General features: G+C 73.6%; 14 protein-coding genes. 10 read left to right on the top strand and 4 right to left on the bottom strand.

What is annotated here, in order from left to right; genetic code table 11:
* The first annotated feature begins 126 nt into the window (after window positions 1-126).
* Genes KBY32_RS03595 through KBY32_RS03580 form a run of 4 tightly spaced genes read left to right on the top strand, consistent with a single transcriptional unit; the run spans window position 127 to window position 6583 of the window.
* Entirely contained in the window at window positions 127-1803 is a 1677-nt protein-coding gene (locus tag KBY32_RS03595; protein WP_210978824.1) for an FAD-dependent oxidoreductase, read from the top strand.
* The gene (locus tag KBY32_RS03590) at window positions 1800-3239 is read left to right on the top strand and encodes an ATP-binding protein (RefSeq protein ID WP_115506985.1); all 1440 of its coding nucleotides are present in this window, start codon (window positions 1800-1802) and stop codon (window positions 3237-3239) included. Before KBY32_RS03595 ends, KBY32_RS03590 begins: the two co-directional genes overlap by 4 nt.
* A complete protein-coding gene (locus KBY32_RS03585; RefSeq protein ID WP_115506986.1) occupies window positions 3236-3589 on the top strand; it encodes a UBP-type zinc finger domain-containing protein in 354 nt (117 codons plus the stop codon). The genes KBY32_RS03590 and KBY32_RS03585 overlap by 4 nt, the downstream gene beginning before the upstream one ends.
* A gap of 54 nt (window positions 3590-3643) precedes the next feature.
* On the top strand, window positions 3644-6583 hold the full coding sequence (locus KBY32_RS03580; RefSeq protein WP_210978823.1) for an AAA family ATPase: 2940 nt from the start codon (window positions 3644-3646) through the stop codon (window positions 6581-6583).
* A 35-nt stretch (window positions 6584-6618) separates the two neighbouring features.
* On the opposite strand, the gene KBY32_RS03575 is transcribed toward KBY32_RS03580, so the two are convergent.
* Genes KBY32_RS03575 through KBY32_RS03560 form a run of 4 tightly spaced genes read right to left on the bottom strand, consistent with a single transcriptional unit; the run spans window position 6619 to window position 13270 of the window.
* The gene (locus KBY32_RS03575; RefSeq protein ID WP_210978822.1) at window positions 6619-7809 is read right to left on the bottom strand and encodes an SGNH/GDSL hydrolase family protein; all 1191 of its coding nucleotides are present in this window, start codon (window positions 7807-7809) and stop codon (window positions 6619-6621) included.
* Window positions 7806-10184 (bottom strand): glycoside hydrolase N-terminal domain-containing protein, encoded by a 2379-nt coding sequence (locus KBY32_RS03570; protein WP_210978821.1) that lies wholly within the window; start codon window positions 10182-10184, stop codon window positions 7806-7808. The genes KBY32_RS03575 and KBY32_RS03570 overlap by 4 nt, the downstream gene beginning before the upstream one ends.
* Before the next feature lie 59 nt (window positions 10185-10243).
* On the bottom strand, window positions 10244-12058 hold the full coding sequence (locus KBY32_RS03565; RefSeq protein ID WP_210978820.1) for a CBM35 domain-containing protein: 1815 nt from the start codon (window positions 12056-12058) through the stop codon (window positions 10244-10246).
* Window positions 12059-12082: 24 nt separating this feature from the next.
* Window positions 12083-13270 carry an ROK family transcriptional regulator gene (locus KBY32_RS03560; protein ID WP_210978819.1) on the bottom strand — a complete coding sequence of 396 codons (1188 nt, stop codon included), beginning with the start codon at window positions 13268-13270 and terminating at the stop codon, window positions 12083-12085.
* Window positions 13271-13487: 217 nt separating this feature from the next.
* Between KBY32_RS03560 and KBY32_RS03555 the strand changes: the two genes are divergently transcribed.
* From KBY32_RS03555 to KBY32_RS03530, 6 genes are all read left to right on the top strand, one after another.
* Window positions 13488-14720 (top strand): serine hydrolase, encoded by a 1233-nt coding sequence (locus tag KBY32_RS03555; protein ID WP_210978818.1) that lies wholly within the window; start codon window positions 13488-13490, stop codon window positions 14718-14720.
* A 112-nt stretch (window positions 14721-14832) separates the two neighbouring features.
* On the top strand, window positions 14833-15501 hold the full coding sequence (locus KBY32_RS03550; protein ID WP_210978817.1) for an AIM24 family protein: 669 nt from the start codon (window positions 14833-14835) through the stop codon (window positions 15499-15501).
* A 205-nt stretch (window positions 15502-15706) separates the two neighbouring features.
* Complete coding sequence (locus tag KBY32_RS03545) at window positions 15707-16813, top strand: tetratricopeptide repeat protein (protein WP_210978816.1); 1107 nt, start codon at window positions 15707-15709, stop codon at window positions 16811-16813.
* Window positions 16810-17853 carry a polyprenyl synthetase family protein gene (locus KBY32_RS03540; RefSeq protein WP_210978815.1) on the top strand — a complete coding sequence of 348 codons (1044 nt, stop codon included), beginning with the start codon at window positions 16810-16812 and terminating at the stop codon, window positions 17851-17853. The genes KBY32_RS03545 and KBY32_RS03540 overlap by 4 nt, the downstream gene beginning before the upstream one ends.
* A gap of 141 nt (window positions 17854-17994) precedes the next feature.
* A complete protein-coding gene (locus KBY32_RS03535) occupies window positions 17995-18954 on the top strand; it encodes a threonine/serine dehydratase (RefSeq protein ID WP_210978814.1) in 960 nt (319 codons plus the stop codon).
* Window positions 18955-19111: 157 nt separating this feature from the next.
* Window positions 19112-20653 carry a serine/threonine-protein kinase gene (locus tag KBY32_RS03530; RefSeq protein WP_210978813.1) on the top strand — a complete coding sequence of 514 codons (1542 nt, stop codon included), beginning with the start codon at window positions 19112-19114 and terminating at the stop codon, window positions 20651-20653.
* The last annotated feature ends 3 nt before the right edge of the window (window positions 20654-20656 follow it).

Genomic DNA, 20656 nt, shown 5'->3' with positions numbered 1-20656 from the left:
GGGCGGCCGCCGCATACCTGAGCGAAGCGCGCGGATCGAACATACGATGGCCGGGAGTCGACTCGGCGGCAGTGCCTCGCGGACGCTCGCCGCCTCGTCGAGAACGACACCCGGGGTGGGAGACGTATGACTCAGGCCGCCGACGCAGCGCGGACCGTCATCCTGACCGTGGACGACGACCCGGGGGTCTCCCGGGCCGTCGCCCGTGATCTGCGACGGCGCTACGGCGAGGCGCACCGGATCGTGCGCGCCGAGTCCGGCGAGTCCGCGCTGGAGGCGCTGCGCGAGCTGAAGCTGCGCGGCGATCTCGTGGCGGTGATCCTTGCCGACTACCGGATGCCGCAGATGAACGGCATCGAGTTCCTCGAACAGGCCCTGGACGTGTACCCGGGGGCGCGGCGGGTGCTGCTGACCGCGTACGCCGACACCAGCGCGGCGATCGACGCGATCAACGTCGTGGACCTCGACCACTATCTGCTCAAGCCGTGGGACCCACCCGAGGAGAAGCTGTACCCGGTCCTCGACGATCTGCTGGAGGCGTGGCGGCGCAGCGACTACCGGCCGGTGCCCAGCACCAAGGTGGTCGGGCACCGCTGGTCGGCGCGGTCCTCGGAGGTACGGGAGTTCCTGGCCCGCAACCAGGTGCCGTACCGCTGGTACTCGGCGGACAGCCCCGAGGGGCGGCGGCTGCTGGCGGCGGCCGAGCAGGACGGGCAGCGACTGCCGCTGGTGGTGACGCCGGACGGCACACCGCTGGTGGCCCCGGAGGCACCCGAGCTGGCCGCGAAGGTCGGGCTCGCCACCACGCCGACCGCCGACTTCTACGACCTGGTCGTCATCGGCGGCGGTCCCGCCGGGCTCGGCGCGGCCGTGTACGGGGCGTCCGAGGGGCTGCGGACGGTACTGGTGGAGCGGTCGGCGACCGGCGGGCAGGCCGGGCAGAGCTCCCGCATCGAGAACTACCTGGGATTCCCGGACGGGGTGTCGGGCGCACAGCTCACCGACCGGGCCCGCCGGCAGGCCGCGCGGTTCGGCGCGGAGATCCTCACCGCGCGCGAGGTGACGGGCCTGGAGGCGTGCGGCGCGGCGCGGGTGGTGCGGTTCTCGGACGGGTCGGCGGTCTCCGCGCACAGCGTGATCCTGGCGACGGGTGTCACGTACCGGCAGCTGATGGCACCGGGCTGCGACGACCTGACCGGATGCGGGGTGTACTACGGGTCGGCGCTGACCGAGGCCCCGGCGTGCCAGGGCCAGGACGTGTACATCGTGGGCGGGGCCAACTCGGCCGGGCAGGCGGCGATGTATCTGTCGCGGGGCGCCAAGTCGGTGACGCTGCTGGTGCGCGGCGAGTCGCTGGCGGCGTCCATGTCGTACTACCTGATCCAGCAGATCGAGGAGTCGCCGAACATCTCGGTGCGGACCCGGACGGTCGTCGACGAGGCGCACGGCTCCGACCATCTGGAGCAGCTGACGCTGCGCGACCTGGACAGCGGGCGGACCGACCGGGTGGACGCGCAGTGGATGTTCGTGTTCATCGGCGCGGCCCCGCTGACGGACTGGCTGGACGGGACGGTGCTGCGCGACCGGCGCGGGTTCATCCTGGCGGGGCCGGACCTGACGGAGGACGGGCGGCCGCCGGCGGGCTGGGAGCTGGACCGGCCGCCGTACCACCTGGAGACCAATGTGCCCGGGGTGTTCGTGGCGGGCGACGCCCGCTCGGAGTCCGCGAAACGGGTCGCGTCCGCCGTCGGAGAGGGAGCCATGGCCGTCATGCTCGTCCACCGGTATCTGGAGCAGTCATGAGCGAGGCGTGCCTGCCGTGCGAGCCCGCGGAGATCGGCTCGCTGTTCCTGTTCGAGAAGCTGACGCCGGAGCAGCTGGGCCGGCTGTGCGAGGCGGGCAGGGTGGAACGGTACGAACCGGGGCCCGTCTACACCGAGGGCGAACCGGCCACCTGCTTCTACGTGATGATCGAGGGCACGGTGGTGCTGTACCGGCGGGTCGGCGGGGACGACGTGGAGGTCACCCGCACCTCGCAGCGCGGGGTGTACGCCGGGGCCATGCAGGCGTACCTCGGCGACCGGGTGCGGCAGGTCTACAACAACTCGCTGCGGGTCACGGAGCCGACGCGGTTCTTCGTGCTGCCCTCCGACACGTTCGCGGCCATCATGCAGGAGTGGTTCCCGATGGCCGTGCATCTGCTGGAGGGGCTGTTCTTCGGGTCGAAGAGCGCCCAGCAGGCCATCGGGCAGCGTGAACGGCTGCTCGCGCTCGGCTCGTTGTCCGCGGGGCTGACGCACGAGCTCAACAACCCGGCCGCGGCGGCCGTACGGGCCACGGAGGGGCTGCGGGAGCGGGTCGGCAAGATGCGGCGCAAGCTCGGCATCATCGCGCAGGGCACCTACTCCCCCGAGGTGATGGCGAACCTGATCGAGATGCAGGAGCGCACCGCGGAACGGGTCGCCAAGGCACCCGCGCTGAGCCCGCTGGAGGCCGCGGACCGGGAGGACGCGCTCACCGACTGGCTGGACGACCACGACATCCCGGAGGGCTGGCGGATCGCGCCGACCTTCGTGCAGGCCGGTGTCGACGCGGACTGGCTGGACCAGGTGGCGGCTGCGGTGGACGAGGACATCCTGCCGAACGCGATCGGCTGGCTGAACTACACCGCCGAGACCGAGCTGCTGATGGACGAGATCAAGGACTCCACCGCCCGGATCTCGCATCTCGTCGACGCCGCCAAGCAGTACTCCCAGCTGGACCGGGCTCCGTTCCAGAACGCCGACGTGCACGAACTCCTCGACAGCACCCTGCTGATGCTGTCGGGGAAGATCGGTTCCCGGATCGAGGTCGTCAAGGAGTTCGACCGGACGCTGCCGAAGATCCCGGCGTACCCGGCGGAGCTCAACCAGGTGTGGACGAACCTCGTCGACAACGCGGTCTCCGCGATCAACAGCGCGGGCGGCGAGGGGACACTGACCGTGCGGACGGCCCGGGAGAACGACCGGCTGCTCGTGGAGTTCCGTGACACGGGGGTCGGCATCCCGGCGGAGATCCGCGACCGGATCTTCGATCCCTTCTTCACGACGAAACCCGTGGGCGAGGGCACCGGCCTCGGCCTGGACATCTCCTGGCGGATCGTGGCCGACAAGCACCACGGCGCCATCCAGGTGCGGTCCGAGCCGGGCGACACCCGGTTCCAGGTGCTGCTGCCGCTCACCACCGAGGAGGTCACATGACCGGCATCGACGGCGTCGACCCGAGCGTGCCGCCGAGCGGCAGCGGCTGCGGCGAGTGCGACGCGGCGGGCGGCTGGTGGTTCCATCTGCGGCGCTGCGCGCAGTGCGGGCACGTCGGGTGCTGCGACAGCTCCCCCGCGAAGCACGCCACCGCGCACTACCGGGAGACCGGTCACCCCGTGGTGCAGAGCTTCGAGCCGGGCGAGACCTGGTACTGGAACTACGCGACGGACGAACTGTTCGAGAGCGGGCCGGATCTGGCGCCTCCGGAGAGCCATCCGGCCGGGCAGCCGGCGCCGGGTCCCGAGGGGCGAGTGCCGGCGGACTGGGCGAAGACCCTGCGCGGCTGAGCCCCCGCCGAAAAGCCGGGGGGCCATCCGCGGGCCTGGTGGCAGGATGTGTGCGTGCCACAGCCCTCCTTCAGTACGCCGTTGATCGGCCGGAACCCCGAACTCGCCCGCCTGTCCGGGGTCCTGGAACGCGCCCGCGCCGGGGACGCCCGCGCGGTCCTGGTCGCCGGGGACGCCGGGGTGGGCAAGACACGGGTGCTGGGCGAGGCCGCGGGGCTGGCCGCCGCCGCCGGGACGACCGTGCTGACCGGGCACTGCGTCGACCTCGGTGACGTCGGGCTGCCGTATCTGCCGTTCACGGAGATCGTGGGGACGCTCGCCGCCGACGAGCGGTTCGCGGACGTCCTCGCCGCCCATCCCGTGGTCGGCCGGCTGCTGGGGGGCGGCACGGACGCCGTGCAGGACCGGCTGCGGCTGTTCGAGGGGGTCGCGGGGCTGCTGACCGACCTGGCGGAGCGGGCGCCGGTGCTGCTGGTCGTGGAGGACCTGCACTGGGCGGACCAGTCGTCGCGGGATCTGCTGCGGTTCCTGCTCAGCCGGGGCACGCTCCAGCGGGCCGCGGGCGGCGCGCCCGGCCGGCGGCTCGCCGTGCTGGCGTCGTACCGGGCGGACGATCTGCACCGCCGTCATCCGCTGCGGCCGCTGCTCGCCGAACTGGTGCGGCTGCCCGCCGTCGAGCGGCTCGAGGTGCGGCCCCTCGCCGATGTCGAGGTGACCGAGCTGGTCCGGGCCGTGCAGGACCGGCCGCTGCCGGACAGCACCGTGCGGCGGATCGTGGAACGGGCCGAGGGCAACGCGTTCTACGCGGAGGAGCTGGTCGCGGCCACCGACGGCGGGGGCGACGGGGTGCCGAGCGCGCTGGCCGACGTCCTGCTGATCCGGTTCGAGCAGCTGTCCGACACCGCCCAGCAGGTGCTGCGCACGGCGGCCGTCGCGGGGCGCCGCGTCGAGCACGACCTGCTGCGCGGCGCCGTGGGGCTCCCCGAGGACGAGCTGGAGGCGGCGCTGCGCGAGGCCGTCGGACGGCAACTGCTGCTGCCCGGCGACGGCGACACGTACGCGTTCCGGCACGCCCTCGCCCGCGAGGCCGTGTACGCGGATCTGCTCCCCGGCGAACGGGCCCGGCTGCACGGCACATTCGCCCGGCTGCTCGCCGGACGCGGCCGCTCCAGGGAGACCGCCGCGGAGCGCGCCCACCACTCGCGCGAGAGCCACGACCTGGCGGCGGCGCTGGCCGCCTCGCTGGAGGCCGCCGAGCACGCCCACCAGCTGGGGGCGCCCGCCGAGGAGCTGCGGCATCTGGAGACCGCCCTGGACCTGTGGGCGTCCGTGGAGCCGTCGGCGCGGCCCTCGGGCGAGGGCACGGACCGGGTGACGCTGACGCTGCGCGCGTCGGCGGCGGCCGCGCACGCCGGGGCCGCACACCGGGCGGTCGCCCTCACCCGCTCCGCGCTCGCCGGCGTCCAGGACTCCGACCACGAGCTCGCCGCCCGGGTCCGGTACACGCTCGCCGGCAATCTGCTCGGCGTCGACAGCCTGACGGCGGCGTTCTCCTACAGCAGCGAGGCGCTGGCCCTGATCCCGGCCGACCCGCCGTCGCGGACCTGGGTGTGGGCGGCGGCCACCCATGTCCTGGCGGCCCGCCAGGTCGGCGAGAACGAGACGGCACTGCGGGTGGCCCGCCAGGCACTGGCCGTGGCCGAGCGGCTCCAGGTGCCGGACGCCCGGGCGGACCTGCTCATCTCCCTGGCCATCCTGGAGAGCGGCGGGCGCGGCACCCCCGAGGGCCGGGCGCGGCTGCGGGAGGCCCGGGACGCGGCGCGCGGCGCGGGCAACGCGCCGGTGGAGCTGCGGGCCCTGTTCAACCTGGCCATCGGCTGCTTCGAGTCCGGTGAGCTGGAGGAGAGCGTGTCCTGGCTGCGGGAGGGCCTGGAGCGGGCCCGGCGCGCCGGGCTGTCGTCGTCGCCGTATCCGCTGGAGATGCGGTATCTGCATCTGCTGGTGCTGTACACGCTGGGCCGCTGGGACGAGTGCGCGGCCTGCGCCGCCGAGGACGCCCCGGTGCTGCCGGCGGCGGGCGCGTTCGCGGCGGGCCCGGCGCTGTACGTCGCTCTGGCGCGCGGCGACGCGGATGTCGTGGAGCGGACGCGTCCGCTCGCGGAGGGGCCGTTCGACTGGATGGGCCGGCTGGTGGCGAGCATCGTGCTCACCGACGAGGCGGCGCTGCGCGGCGACCCGGAGGCGGCGGTCGCGCGGATGCGTACGGGGGTGGCCGATCTGACCGACGACGCGGGAGCCCTGCCGGACGCCACGGTCCGGCTGGCCGCGCTCGCCCTCGCGGCCGTCGCCGACCGGGCCGCGGCGCTGCGCGCGGGCGGTGACGCGGAGGAGCTGCGCCGCTGGACGGACACGGCTACGGAACTGGTGGAGCTGGCGCGGACGACGGCGCATCGGGGCGCCGACGGCAGCGCGCAGGGCCCGGAGGGCAGGGCGTGGCTGGCACGTGCGGAGGCGGAGTGGACGCGGGCGGTGTCCGGGCCGGACGCCGGGGCGTGGGCGGAGGCGGTCGAGGCGTTCGCCTCCGGCGACGGGTACGAGCGGGCGCGGTGCCGGCTGCGGCTCGCGGAGGCGCTGCTCGTGGCGGACGACCGGGAGGGCGCCGCGGCCGAGGCGGCGGAGGCCCGGCGGACGGCGGTACGGCTCGGCGCGGCCCCGCTGCTGGAGCGGGTGGACGCCCTGATCCGCCGGGGCCGGCTCGCGGAGCAGCGCGCGCCGGGCTCGTCCCCGCTGACGGCCCGGGAGCAGGACGTGCTGCGGCTCCTCGCCGCCGGCCGGAGCAACCGGCAGATCGGCGAGGAGCTGTTCATCGCCGGCAAGACGGCGAGCGTCCACGTCTCCAACATCCTCGCCAAGCTGGGTGCGGCGAGCCGTACGGAGGCGGTGGCGATCGCCTACCGGGAAGGGCTGATCGGCCGTGAGGAGGCCGTGGGCTGACCTCCCCGGCCGGAGATCCCGGTCGGAGATCCCGGTCAGGGCTCCCGGTCGCAGTCGAGCGCCGTCGGGTCGACGGCGTCGGCCATGGCCTGCATGCCCTTGTCGTTGGGGTGGAGATGGTCGCCGCCGTCGAGGGCGGGCAGCATCCTCGCCGGGTCGTAGGGGCTGCGCAGGACGCGGTCGAAGTCGGTGACGGCGTCGAACAGCCCGCCGTCGCGGATGAACGCGTTGACCTCCTGCCGTACGGCCTCGGCGGCCTCGTCCCATTCGCCCCAGCCCTTGAAGGGGCCGACGGTCGCGCCGACGACGCACTTCCCGGCCGCGTGAGCCCGCTCCACGATCGTCCGGTAGCCCTCGATCATGTCCTCGGCCGTGACGCCCGAGTGCGCCTTGATGTCGTTGACGCCCTCGAAGAGGAACACGGTCCGTACGCCCGGCAGGGACAGGACGTCCCGGTCCAGCCGGTTCAGCGCGCTCTGCCCGGCGCCGTCGGCGAGGACCTTGTTGCCGGAGATCCCCTCGTTGGCGACACCCTGGACGGGCGTGTCCATACGGTGCAGCCGGCGGGCGAGGTAGTCGGGCCAGCGGCGGTTGAGGTCGGTGCTGGACTGCCAGCCGTCGGTGATGGAGTCGCCGAGCGCCGCGACCGCGGCGGTGCCGGCCCGGGGCCGTACGGAGACGGCGTCCAGGTACAGCCAGGAGCCGGTCGGTGTGGTCCAGGCGGCGCCGCTCTCCTCGGCGGTGTGGTCGCCGTCGGCGGTGTAGGAGGTCGCCATGGCCATCCCGTGCCCGGTGGCGGGTCCGGCCGCGTCCGGGCTGTGCAGGCTGACGACCAGGTCGGTGGCGGCGGGCAGCGAGCCGGGCAGCGGGTCGCTCCACACGGTGGCGCCGGCCGGCAGGGTGACGGTGGGCGCGCCGCCGAAGGTGAGCCGCCGGTTGCTGCCCCGCCGCAGCTCGGCGCCCTGCTTGCGCAGGCCGGCGTGGACGCTGTCGAAGGTGATCGGCCGGTCCCCGAACGCGTTGGACAGCCGGACCCTCGCTCCGGTGCCGCCGACGCTGGTGTGCACGACGAGCCGGTGGCTGCGGCCCGCGACGCCGGTGCCGAGGGCGTCGGCGCTCGCCGCCCAGGTGGCGACGTCGCGTGGGGCGGTGTCCGCCCGGGCGGGCGGGGCCGCGCAGACGAGCACCGCGAGCAGGGCGGCCGCCGCCGGAACCGCGCCCCTCACCGGGCGAGCCCGTCGATCGTGACGGAGGCACCCGGGCGCAGGGTGATCTGGCGGGTCCTGCCGCCGTGGGCGACGGTCGTGGTGCGCCCGCCGACGCTGCGGACGGTGACACGGGTCGGTTTCCCGTCCCGCCAGCGCAGGTCGACCTCGAAGCCGCCGCGTGCGGGGACGCCCTCGATACGGCCGGAGGCGGCCCAGGCGTCCGGGAGCGCGGGCAGCAGCTCGATGTGCCCGGGCCGGGAGTACAGCAGCATCTCGACCATGGCGGCGGGGGTGCCGAAGTTGGCGTCGATCTGGAAGATGCCCCGGCCGCGTTCCGCCTCATAGATGTCGAAGAGGTTGGACGCGGTGCCGTTGCGGCCGTCGGTCGAGGGGCGCAGGTTGTTCACGATCACCCGGTAGGCGTTCTCGGCGTTCTTCAAACGGGCCCAGCAGGCGCCGCGCCAGGCGTTGGCCCAGCCGAAGTTCTCCATGCCGCGCGCGGTGAGCAGGGCGGTGGCGCCGGCGACGAGGTCGGCCGGGGTGGAGCCGTCGGGGCGGATGCGGTCACCGGGGAACAGGTTGATCAGCGGGGACAGGTGCCGGTGGGTGGTCTCGCCGAGGTTGTCGGGGGACATCCACTCCTGGAGCCAGCCGGTGGTGGGGCTGACCTCGGGCAGATACAGCTTGCGGCGCAGGGCGGCGACGGTGTCGGCGAACGCGCGGTCCCGGCCGAGTGCGGCGGCGGCCGTGCAGAAGTTCCCGAAGAGCGTCCAGACGACCTCCTGGGCGTAGGTGATGCCGCGGGCGTCCTGCGGGCCGTGCTCCGGGGACCAGTCGTGGTCGTCCACCAGCACCTCCTTCGAGGTGCCGGGGAGGGTCACGGTGAGCAGCCGTGCCTCCCAGAACTCGCAGGCGCCCTTGAGCAGCGGGTAGATCTTCTCCAGGTAGGCGCGGGAGCCGGTGTACTCGTAGTGCTCCCAGAGGGTGGTGCAGAGCCAGGCGTTGCCGGCCGGGTGCCACCACCAGCCGCTGCCGCCGTAGGGGTTGGTGGAGAAGGCGACGGCCCAGCCGGCGGTCCTGCCGCTGGTGTTGCGGAAGCGGTTGCGCGGGTCGTCGAAGCGCCGCCGGGTGACGTCGGTCCAGGCGGGGAGCTGGGCGAGACAGTAGTCGGCGAGGGCGTCGAAGCAGGACGACAGGCCCGTGCGGTCGGCCATCCAGTAGTTCATCTGGATGTTGATGTCGGTGTGGTAGTCGCCCATCCAGTCCGGGTCGTTGCCGTCCAGCCACAGGCCCTGCAGGCCCAGGGGCAGGCTGTCGCGCGAGCCGCTGATCATGAGGTATCGGCCGAACTGGAGGTAGGCCGCCTCGAGTTCGGGGTCGGGCTCGGCGTCCCGGGCGCGGGCGTGCAGCCGCTCCCAGGTGTCGAGGGCGCGCTGGCCGGCGGAAGAGGTGCCGAGGGAGAGCCCGAAGCGGCCGTACAGGGCGCGGTAGTCGGCGACATGGGTGCGCCGCAGGGCGTCGGCGGGTACGGCCGCGGCGGCGCGGGCCTTGGTACGGGCGAGGCGTTCGGGGTCGACGGAGGGGTCGCGGAACCCGGCGGCGGCGTCGGGCGCGTAGTCGGTGCCCGCGCAGACGACGACGGTGAGGTCCTTGCAGCCGGCGAAGTCGACGCGGGTGCCGCGGACGGTGACCTTGCCGCCGGTGCCGCGGGCCTCGACGGCGGCACCGTAGCGCAGTCCGTTGGGCAGGGCGGCCCCGAAGGACCCGGCGGTGTCCGGTTGTTCGCCGTGGGTGCCGGTGAGGGTGATGCTGCCGGTGTAGCGGCCGCCGCCGCTCTGGGTGAAGTGCAGGACGATGACGTCGTCGGGGTGGCTGGCGTACATCTCGCGCCGGTAGGTGACGCCGGAGCGGACGTAGGAGCTGGTGACCAGGCCCTGTGCGAGGTCGAGGGTGCGGCGGTAGCCGTCGACGGCGCCGAGGTCGTGGTCGGGGATGTCGACGGTGAGCCTGGCGAGGAGGGTGAAGGAGCCGAAGTCGCCGCGGCCGTAGGGGAACTGGCCGTCCTGGTCGAGGGTGTCGTTGAGGCCGCCGGTCCACATGGTGGCGTCGGTGATCAGCAGCAGCTCGCGGCCGGGGTCGTTGCTCGCGAGGGCGCCGATCCGGCCGTTGCCGACGGGCAGTCCCTGTTCGATCAGGGAGCCCTCGTCGCCGGGGGCCTGCCACCACAGCCGCTCCCGGGCCGCGTCGGCGGGCAGCGGGACCTCGGCGGGGCGGTCCTTGGGGGCGGCGGAGGCGGTGAAGGCGGGCAGGCCGCCGAGGGCGGCGGTGAGGCCCGCGGTGGTGGCCAGGGAGAGGACGCCGCGTCTGCTGGGGTCGTGCGGGCTGGGATGCATCAGGGCTCCGGGGTGCGTCCGGGCCGGGGCCCGGCGCACGGCCGGGCCCCGGCGGGGGGTCAGAGGGAGGTCGGTACGTCGATCCGGTCGATGTCCGGCGCGTAGCCGGTCCCGCTGTCGAACGTGATCGTGTTGCTGCCGGCCTTGAGCTTCACGGGCACGTACACGCTGTTGACGGTCCCCCAGTCGCCGGTGGAGGCGAACCGGTGGCTGGTGCCGCCGCCCCCGTTCGCGGAGACGAGGACGGACCTCGGGTCGCCGCTGACATAGGCGACCTCGACCTGGTAGACGCCGGTCTCGGGGACGACCACGTCCTCGACGGTGACCTTGCCGCCGGTGTAGAGGTTGCCGACCTTGTGGCCGTCGGAGCAGGCGGAGCAGCCGGCCACGACGGCGTTGCCGGCGAGGGTGCCCGCCTCGGCCTCGTGGGCGGTCCAGGCGAGCCGGGTGCCGCGCGGGGTGACGGTGAACAGACGGGAGCCGTGGGCCGGGAGGGCCTGGGTGATCTTGTCGGTGCGGGTGCCGAGGTTCTCCTTGTTCCACATGTCGCGCACCGTGGCGCGGCCCTTGAAGCCGAGGGTGGCCCAGTCGGCGGTGACGGCGGCGGGCGCGTCGGCGAGGTTGAACAGGGCGACGGTGTAGGTGCCGTCGGGGTTCTTCGCGGCCCACACCTGCTGGGCGTCGGACGTGGTGACGGGCTCGGCGGGCGGGGCGTCGCTCTGGTTGATCGCGATGACCTCGCGGTCGGTGAGCAGCTTCAGGCCGTAGGCGTCGAGCCGGGTGAGGTCGTCGCCGGTGAAGAGGGGGGACTTGGCGATGGCCCACAGGGTGGCGTAGCTCTGCCGCTCGGCCTTGGTGAGGCCGTCCATCTCGCCGTTGCCGACGTTGAGGGAGTCGAGGTCGTTCCAGCCGCCGGGTCCGGCGTGGTCGGTCCAGGCGGGGGCGTCGTCCCAGCGGTCGTCGACGGAGTTCTCCCAGGAGACCAGCGTGTTGCAGTAGCACTCGACGTCGGTGTCGATGCGCCAGCCGTTGGAGTACTTCTTCCAGTCGGCGACGTGCCCGTAGTCCAGGGACCAGGACAGCTCCAGGTGGATGGGGCGGCCGGTGGACCCGATCGCCTGGTGCCAGGCGGCGACGTCGGGGACGTTGTCGTAGTTGTCGCCGCTCTTGAAGGAGCCGGGGCCCACACCGTCGAGCTTGAGGAAGTCGTAGCCCCAGTCGGCGAACATCCGTGCCTGGGAGTCGATGTACTTCTGCGCGCAGGGGTCCGAGAAGTCGATCTTGTAGGCGCTGTCCCAGCCGTTGGTGGTGCGCAGGTCGTCGTACACGATGTCGCCGGTGGTGCAGCCCTCGGCGTTCCAGATCGGGTTCTTCCCGTCGCCGTAGGCGCCCTTCTCCAGGCCGACCGGCAGATAGATGCCGGCCTTGAGGCCCTTGGCGTGGATGCGGTCGGCGACGGCCTTCATACCGCTCGGGAAGCGCACCGGGTCGGCCTGCTGGCGGCCGTACTCGTCGAAGTGCGGCTGCCAGGACCAGTCCATCCACCAGCCGGCGTCGATGTTGACGTACTCGTAGCCGTACTTCTTCAGCTTGGCGGCCATGGCGTCGGTCTGCTTGAGGACGTTCGCCTCGGAGAGATAGCTGTAGTCGCCCTTCGGGTTGAGGCCCGGGTACTTCGACGATTGCATGGTCCAACTGGTCCAGCCCATATAGGGCTTGGCGGCGACGGCGGGCGCGGCCGGGGCGGGCGGGGGCGCGGCGGCGGTGTCGGCCCGGGCGGCGGGGACGGCGGCGGTGACACCGGCGGTGAGCGCCAGCACCACGAGGGCTCTGAGGGCGCGTGCGGGCAGGGCGGAGTACGAGGATGACCGCATGGGTCGTACCTCCAGGGGGTCGGTTCAGCGGCTCGGGGGCTGGTCGTCGGCTCGGATGAAGGACTGGATCGCGGTGGCGGCGGCCCCGCGCGCCCACTCCTCGAAGGGCAGCGGGCGGGTCTTGACGTCGCACCGGGCGGCGGAGCCGAACGCGGCCGCGGCGAAGGCGTCGCGGATCTGTTCGGCGAACAGGTCGTAGGCGGCGAGGCCCTCGCCGGAGATGATCACGCGTTCGGGGCCGAGCAGATTGGCCACGGTGGCGATGCCGCGGCCGATGGCCTCGCCGGCCCGGGCGTAGGCGTCGCGTGCCACGGGGTCCCCGGCGTGCGCGAGGGCGACGGCCTCGGCGACTCCGGCGACTTCGACGCCCGCGGTGTCGCGGATACGGCGGAGGATGGCGGCGTCGCCCGCGATCGCCTCCACACAGCCCCGGTTGCCGCAGTGGCAGGGCGGTCCGGCCGGGTCGACGGTCACATGGCCGATCTCCCCGGCGACACCGTGGGCGCCGGCGACGACCCGGCCGTGCACGACGAGGCCGCAGCCGATGCCGGCACCGACGGTGACCACGGCGAAGTCGGACAGCCCGACGCCGGCGCCGAACCACTGCTCGGCGACGGTGAGCGCGCGGACGTCGTTGTCGACGGTGACCGGCAGCCCGGTGGCCTTGCCGAGGAGGCCGGCGAGGGGGATGTCCCGCCACTCCAGGAACGGCGACCAGCGGACGACGCCGGCGGCGCGGTCCACGTCACCGGAGACGGCGACACCGAGGCCGAGGACGGGGGTGCCCGACTCCTCAGCCTCGGTGCGCAGTTCGGCGACCAGGTCGGCGACCCGGGCCAGGACGTCCTCGGCCTCCCGCCCGGGGAGCGGGGCGTGCCGGGCGGCGCGGATACGGCAGCACAGGTCGGTGAGGACGGCGATGATCTCGTCGCCGGTCACCTTGACGCCGACGAACAGTGCCCGGGAGCCGTCCACCCGCACCGGGTTGGCGGGCCGGCCGAGCGCGGGGCGGGTCTGCTCCTCCGTCTCCTCCACCAGGTATCCGGCCTCGATCAGCGGGCGGACCGCCTTGGTGACGGCGGCCGGGGACAGTCCGGCCCGGCGGGCCACCTCCAGACGGGTGATCGGCCCGTGGCAGAGGACCGTCGTGAAGATCTGCGAGGCGGCCGGCGTGTGCGCCGGGAACGTCTCGGCGTCGCGGATCGAGGACATGCCGGGAACCTAGAGTCATTATTTTCCGCCGTCAATAAAAGAAGCAGGATTGGTCCGTGACGGCCTCTCGGCGCCCGGCGACTCCCTCCCGGTGACGGAACATGTGTCCAACTGTGCGTCGTGCGCGGCGATCTGACGGCATAGGAGAAAGTTGTGCCGGACGCACACGATGATCGACGACCGCCGCTCCTCGGGGCGGCGACGGGAGGAACACCGGATGGTCTCAGCAACGGTGGCCAGGGCGACGGCAGCGGCGGCGGCCCTCGCGACGCTCATGGCCGTGCCCGCCCACGCGGCGGTGCCCGGCGCGCGGGCGGAGGCCCTGCCCGCGCCGGACGCCACGGGCGTGTGGAACGTGCTGCGCGCGGCGCAGCGGCAGGGCGCGCCCGGCGCGATCGCCCGGCTCGACGACGGGGACACGGTCCGCTGGGCGACCGTCGGGGTGGCCGACCGCGGGACCGGGCGCGCCCTCGGCAACGCCGACCGGTTCCGCATCGGCAGCGTCACCAAGACCTTCTCGGCGGTCGTCCTGCTCCAGCTCGCCGACGAGGGGAAGCTGTCGCTCGACGCGCCGGTCAACCGCTATCTGCCGAAGCTGCTGCCCGACGACCGCATCACGGTGCGGCATGTGCTCAGCCACCGCAGCGGGCTGTACGACTACACCAACGACATGTTCGCCAAGACCGTGCCCGGCTTCGAGGCGGTGCGCACCAAGGTCTTCACCTACCGCCAGCTGGTGAAGCGCTCGCTGGCCAAGCCGCGCACGACCGCGCCGGGCGGCGCGTACTCGTACTCCAACACCAACTTCGTGGTCGCGGGCCTGCTCATCGAGAAGCTGACCGGGCACTCGGTGCGGACCGAGTACCGGGACCGGATCATCGGCCCGCTGAAGCTGAAGGACACCTTCTACGTGCACCCGGGGACGAAGATCCCCGGCCGGCACACCCGCGGCTATCTCACCCCGGACACCGCGGGCGCGGCGCTCGTGGACTCCACCGAGCAGACGGTGTCCTGGGCGCAGAGCGCGGGTGCGGTCATCTCCACCACGAAGGACCTGCACCTCTTCCTGTCGGCGCTGCTGGGCGGCCGGCTGACGTCCAGGGCGGGGCTGACCGAGATGCGGCGGATGGTGCCGGCGGGCACCGGCCAGGCGTACGGGCTCGGGCTGCGGCGCCGCGATCTGTCGTGCGGGGTCTCGGTGTACGGGCACACGGGTGCCGTCCAGGGCTACTACACGGTCGCGTTCGCGTCGAAGGACGGCAGGCGCAGCCTGACGGCACTCGCCAACACGTCCAACAACGGCACGGTCCTCACCACGATGCTGGGCGCGCTGGAGTCGGCGTTCTGCGGCAAGAAGACGAAGGCGCGGGCGCGCACGACGCGGGCCGAGCGCTACGAGGACGTGGCGCCCTCGGTGCCGGTGAACCGGCCTGCGGCCACCGACTCCTGACGGTCGGTCATGTTGCGGTCCGTCGGGTGCGGCCCGGCGGACCGCCGTCGCGCACCGGCCGATTCCGACGCGATCTTGGCGGAAGGGGGCCGTCCGGGACACGATGCCCGCCATGAAGGGTGACCTCTTTTCCAGTGAGCACATGGTCGGCCCCGCCACCGCGCCGGGCATGACCGTCGAGAACGCCAAGACCATCCGCTACGCGGTGAACGGCGAGATGCACGCCCGGCAGGGCGCCATGATCGCCTATCGCGGCAATCTGCAGTTCGAGCGCAAGGGCCAGGGCGTGGGCGGCATGCTCAAGCGGGCCATGACCGGTGAGGGCCTGCCGTTGATGGCGGTGCGCGGGCAGGGCGAGGCGTGGTTCGCGCACGAGGCGCAGAACTGCTTCATCGTCGAGGTCGAGCCCGGTGACGAGTTCACGGTCAACGGCCGCAACGTCCTGTGTTTCGACGCCTCGTTGTCGTACCGGATAGCGACGGTGAAGGGGGCGGGCATCGCCGGGGGCGGCCTGTTCAACAGCGTCTTCACCGGGCAGGGCCGGCTGGGCCTGGTGTGCGAGGGGTCCCCGCTGGTCCTCCCCGTCACGCCCGAGTACCCGGTGTACGCCGACACGGACGCGGTGGTCGGCTGGACGGCCGGGCTGCGGACCTCGCTGCACCGGTCGCAGTCGCTCGGCTCGATGCTGCGCGGCGGGTCCGGCGAGGCGGTGCAACTGATGCTGGAGGGCCAGGGATACGTCGTCGTACGGCCGAGCGAGGTGACGCCCCAGCAGAGCTGAACCCCCCGCTCGAGGTGATCTGCGCCTCCCGAGCAACCCCGCCCGATCCTTCGACGTCTTGATCGACGACAAGTGAAGCCCTGGCCTCCTCTTCCGGCCAGGGCTGGTTCTTCACGCTCTATACACGCCATGTATACCCGTCACGTATACGCACCTTGTATACACCGAGCGTATACATGACGGGTATGCCGATCGAAAGGCATCGATGTACGGCAAGGCTTTCGCCCCGGAGTACCAGGGCGCTCTGACCACCCTGTCCGTGAACGCGTCCCTCACCGACGTACTGGCCGCCGGCACCGAGCAGTTGAGAGCAGCCGAGCGGGCCGGGGAGCACGGTGAGGCGGCCCGTTCGGGCCTCGCGGTCGCCGAGGCGCACCGGCGGCTCGGGCAGGTCGCGGACGCCGAGCGGGCCTGGAAGAAGAGCTACCGCGCCGCCCGCGCGGCCGGTGACGAGGGGGCCATGGCCTGGGCCCTGTGGAGCGGCGGCACCCTGGCCCGCCAGCGCGGCGGGTTCCCGCTGGCGCGGCGGCTGCTCCAGCTCGCGGCGGACCTCGGCGAGCGCTCCGGTGACGTCGTGGTGCGCGGTTACTCGCTGGCCGGGCTGGCCGAGACCGGGCGAATCCAGGGCGACTACGACGCCGTCCACCGGCTGCACGAGCAGTTGCTGGCCGAGGCCCGGCGGCGCGGCGAGGCCCGGCACACGGTGTGGGCGCTGGAGGGCATCGCGCAGATCCACCGCAACACCGGGTCCTACGACACCGCGTACGCCCTGTTCGAGGAGGCCGCCGAGATAGCCGCGCGGGCCGAGGACCGGCGCGGGCACGCCTGGGCGTTGCGCGGCCTCGCCGACGTCGTCTCGGTGCGCGACGGCGACACCGAGCGGGCGCTGTCGCTGCTGTCCGAGGCCGAGGCGACCTGCCGCGCGATGCGGCTGACCAGCGCGCTGGCCTACAACCACAAGATGCGCGGCAACGTCCTCTATCGCGCGGGCCGGCACGAGGAGGCCCGGGAGCAGTACGGCCTGGCGCTCGCGGAGTTCCGGGAGATGGGCGAGCCGCGCGGGGAGGCGCTGTCCCGGCTGGGACTCGCCAAGGCGCTGGCCCGGCTGGGCCGCGACCGCGCCGAGACGGCGGCCGAACTCGCCGACCTGGCCGTGGTCATGGACCGGATCGGGCTCCGGCACGCCCGCGCGATGGTGACGCAGGCCCAACGAGAGTTCTGCTCCGGCGAGCCGACCGTGGTGGACGCGGAGACGGCCGGCGTCGGCGCGGAGACGGCGGGCGCGACCGCGGAGACGGCGGGTGTCCGGTGAGCGCGCTTCCGACGCCGGTCCGGGCGCCGGAGAGCGCCCCGCCGGCCGCCGACGTCCACCGGACCCTGGAGCGGTGCCGGGCCCTGGTGGCGCCCGCGCTGCGGGACGCCGTCGCGGGCACGCATCCCTGGGTCGGCGAGATGGCGGCCTACTCCTTCGGCTGGTGCGAGGTGGGGGGTGCGCCGTCCCGCTCCTCCGGCGGGAAGGGCGTACGGCAGGCCCTGGCCGTGCTCGGCGCCGAGGCGGCCGGCGCGCCCGGAGGCGCCGCCGTGCGGGGCGCGGTCGCGGTGGAACTGGTGCACGCCTTCTCGCTGTTGCACGACGACATCATGGACGGCGACGAGTCACGGCGTCGCCGGCCCACCGTGTGGAAGGCGTACGGCACCGGGCCCGCCGTCCTCGCCGGGGACGCGCTGTTCGCCCTGGCCGTGGAGACGCTCGCCGACGCGGGTGCCCCGGCGATGCGGCTGCTGTCGCGGGCGCTGCGGGACCTGGTGCACGGGCAGGCCGACGATCTGCTGTTCGCGTCGCGCCCCTGGACCGGCCCCGAGCGGGTGCGCCTTCGGGAGTACCGGACGATGGCCGAGCACAAGACGGGTGCGCTGCTGGGGTGCGCGGTCGCGCTGGGCGCCGCTCTCGGCGGGGCGCCGCCCGCGACGGTGGCGGCGCTCGACCGGGCCGGACGGCATCTGGGCGTCGCGTTCCAGGCCGTGGACGACGTCCTCGGCATCTGGGGCGATCCGGCGGTCACCGGCAAGCCCGTGCACGGCGATCTGCGCGAGCGCAAGAAGACCTTCCCGGTGCTGGCGGCGCTCGACTCCCCCGCCGCCGGACGGCTGTCCGCCCTGCTGGAGTCGTCCGCCGCCCCGTCCGAGATCGCGGACCTGATCGACCGGGCGGGCGGCCGTACGGCGACCCTGGCGGAGGCCCGGCACCAGGCGGCGGCCGCCCGCGCGGCCCTGGACACCGTGCCCCTGGCGCCCGGCCCCGCCGCCGAACTGCGCTCCCTGCTCGACTTCGTGATCCGCCGCGAGCAGTGAGCGCGACGCCGCCCGTCCCGCCGCCGTCGGCGGCGGCACCCCGGGCACCCAGCCGCCAGGCCACCGGCTTGACCAGGGGCGGATCGCGAGGAAGGGTGCCGGAGGGTGCGGGCGTCGGCCCGTGCCGGAAAGGTGAGTGTCTTGATCGGGATCTCCGATGTCGAAGCCGCGGCCCACCTCGTCGCCGGGCATGTCGTCCGTACGCCTACCGTGTCCAGTCCGGGCCTGTCCGCCCTGCTCGGCGTGCCGGTGACGGCGAAGCTCGAACTCCTGCAGCGCACCGGCTCGTTCAAGGCGCGCGGCGCCACGGCGAAGCTGCTGTCGCTCAGCGAGGCCCAGCGCGCGGCCGGGGTGGTGGCGGTCAGCGGCGGCAACCACGGGATCGCGCTGGCGATGACGGCCGCCGCGCTCGATGTGAAGGCGACCGTGGTCATGCCGCGCACAGCGCCCGAGCGGGCCGTCGAGATCGCCCGGGACGCCGGGGCCTCGGTGCGGCTGACGGACGACATGGACGGCGCCTTCTCGCTCGTGACCCGGCTGCGGGACGAGGGCCTGACCCTGGTGCACCCCTTCGACGACCCGCTGGTGGTCGCCGGTCAGGGCACGGTCGGGCTGGAACTCGCCGAGGACGCCGACGAGTTGACGGACATCGTGGTCAGCGTCGGGGGCGGCGGGCTGATCGCCGGTGTCGCGGTGGCGCTGCGGGCCCGGCGTCCGGACGTGCGGATCTGGGGTGTGGAGACCGAGGGTGCGGAGGCGATGTCGGCGGCGCTGGCGGCGGGCGGCCCGGTGCCGGTGAAGCTGTCGTCGATCGTGTCCACGCTGAGCGCGCCGAGCGTCTCGCAGCTGACGTACGACCATGTGTCCGCGCTCGTGGACGAGGTGCTGGTGGTGCCGGACCGGGAGGCGGTGCGCGGGGTGCTCGACTTCGCCGAGCACGCCAAGGTGTGGACGGAGCCCGCGGCGGGAGCCCTGCTGCCGGCCGCGCGGCGGGTGCTGGAGCGGGTCGGGGTCGGCGCACGGCTCGGTCTGGTGGTGTGCGGCGGTAACGCGACGACCGCGGATGTCGGCCGCTGGGCGGAGGATTTCGGCCTTCACTGAGCATTCCCGGCGGAATTCCCCTGCCTTTTCGAAAGCTTACTCCAGCGTCAGGAAAGCGGGGAAAAGAAAACGCCCTTTCCATGGCCTTTCGTTGAACGGACCGGGTGACGGCTCCCGTACTTCCTGTGAGATATGGGAGCCAGGTGTTCAGCGAGGGATGGCCATGGTCAAGGCACGCGTCTCCACTTCCGAGTTGGTCGCCGGACGGTACCGCCTCGTCGATGTCGTGCATCGCGAGACGAACCGGGTGAGCTATTCCGGCGAGGATCTGGAAACCGAACACGCGTGCCTTCTCACCCAGATCGGCCTGCCCCTCGACCAGGATCCCGACAGCGCACGGCGCGCTACCTCGCGCATTCTGCGGACGTCGGAACGGATGGCGCTGCTGCGGCCCGGCCGGGTGGCCGCCGTCCTGGACGCCGTCGAGGACGCCGGGAGCCTGTGGATCGTCACCGAGTGGATCGAGGGCACGCCGCTCGGCGAACTCCTCACCCGGCAGGGCACGTTCGACTACACCCGGACCGCCCGGATCGGCCTGGAGCTGCTGGACGTCCTGGAGGCCGCGCATGTCGCGGGCATCACGCACGGCGAGCTGAGCCCCGGCCAGGTGTTCGTGGGCGCTGAGGACGCCGTGGTGGTCACCGGCTTCGGGCTGGCCGGCGCCACCCTCTCGCCGCGCCTCGCGGCACCGTCGTACGCCTCGCCCGAGCAGGCCCGTGACGAACGCGTCGGGCCCGCGTCCGACCTGTGGGCGCTCGGCGCGATCCTCTACTCGATGGCCGAGGGCCGTCCGCCCTACCGGGAGCGGGACCGGCCCGAGGCCACCCTGAAGGGCGTGGACCGGCTGCCGCTGCGCGCCCCGGTGCGGGCGGGCCCGCTCACCCAGGCCGTGCAGGGCCTGCTGCGCAAGGACTCCCGGGAGCGGCTGGGCCGGTCCGTGGTCCGCGACGCCCTCGTCCGCGTCCTGCGCGAGGAGCCCGGGGCGGCCCTCGAGGACGAGGCGCGCCCCCGGTCCGGGGCCGGGCTCCTGGGCGGCAGACGCACCCTGCTGTTCGGTATGGCCCTGGCGGTGGTCACCGTCGCCGCCGCCGTCCTCGTCGCGACCGGCGGCGGCTCGGACGCGCCGGACGCGCCGGAGGCCGCCGCGAGTCCCACCCCGACCGCCGGGACGGGCGGCGCCGCACCCGCGCCCAGCGCCCCGCCGTCGGAGGCGGGCACACCGGGCCCCGGCCTCCCCGCCGGCTACCGCACGTACACCTCCCCCGACGGCTTCTCCGTCGCCCTGCCGCAGGGCTGGAAGCCGCTGTCCACGACCCGGGCCGCCGATCTGGCGTACCGGGTGTTCCTCGGCACCGAGGACGACCCGCGCCGGCTCGCCGTCACCTACAGCGAGCGGCTGGAGCCGGACCCGGTGGCCGTCTGGCGGGACGACGTACAGCCCGCGCTGGCACGGTCGGACGGCTTCCAGCGGATCGGGCAGATCGAGGCGACGACCTACCAGGGGTACGAGGCCGCCGACATGGAGTGGCTGTCGCAGAAGGACGGCGTCCAGGTGCGCACGTTCGGGCGGGGCTTCCTCCTGGACGACCACCGCGGGTTCTCGCTGCGCTGGTCGACCCCGGCGGAGGACTGGGACACCCCGGGCAACCGGGAGGCCCTGGACGTGTTCCTGCGGACCTTCCGGGTGCCCGGGGACTGAGCC

It is taken from the genome of Streptomyces sp. RK62 (assembly GCF_018070255.1).
In the GTDB taxonomy this organism is placed as follows: Bacteria; Actinomycetota; Actinomycetes; order Streptomycetales; family Streptomycetaceae; genus Streptomyces; species Streptomyces nigra.
Note: the sequence above shows the minus strand (reverse complement) of the source record. Positions and strands in the feature narration are given on the sequence as shown.

Bases quoted from the DNA above. Each gene is read 5' to 3' on its own strand.
- KBY32_RS03595 (WP_210978824.1), top strand. From the start codon at position 127: ATGACTCAGGCCGCCGACGCAGCGCGGACCGTCATCCTGACCGTGGAC.
- KBY32_RS03590 (WP_115506985.1), top strand. From the start codon at position 1,800: ATGAGCGAGGCGTGCCTGCCGTGCGAGCCCGCGGAGATCGGCTCGCTG.
- KBY32_RS03585 (WP_115506986.1), top strand. From the start codon at position 3,236: ATGACCGGCATCGACGGCGTCGACCCGAGCGTGCCGCCGAGCGGCAGC.
- KBY32_RS03570 (WP_210978821.1), bottom strand. From the start codon at position 10,184: ATGCATCCCAGCCCGCACGACCCCAGCAGACGCGGCGTCCTCTCCCTG.
- KBY32_RS03565 (WP_210978820.1), bottom strand. From the start codon at position 12,058: ATGCGGTCATCCTCGTACTCCGCCCTGCCCGCACGCGCCCTCAGAGCC.
- KBY32_RS03560 (WP_210978819.1), bottom strand. From the start codon at position 13,270: ATGTCCTCGATCCGCGACGCCGAGACGTTCCCGGCGCACACGCCGGCC.
- KBY32_RS03555 (WP_210978818.1), top strand. From the start codon at position 13,488: ATGGTCTCAGCAACGGTGGCCAGGGCGACGGCAGCGGCGGCGGCCCTC.
- KBY32_RS03550 (WP_210978817.1), top strand. From the start codon at position 14,833: ATGAAGGGTGACCTCTTTTCCAGTGAGCACATGGTCGGCCCCGCCACC.
- KBY32_RS03545 (WP_210978816.1), top strand. From the start codon at position 15,707: ATGTACGGCAAGGCTTTCGCCCCGGAGTACCAGGGCGCTCTGACCACC.
- KBY32_RS03530 (WP_210978813.1), top strand. From the start codon at position 19,112: ATGGCCATGGTCAAGGCACGCGTCTCCACTTCCGAGTTGGTCGCCGGA.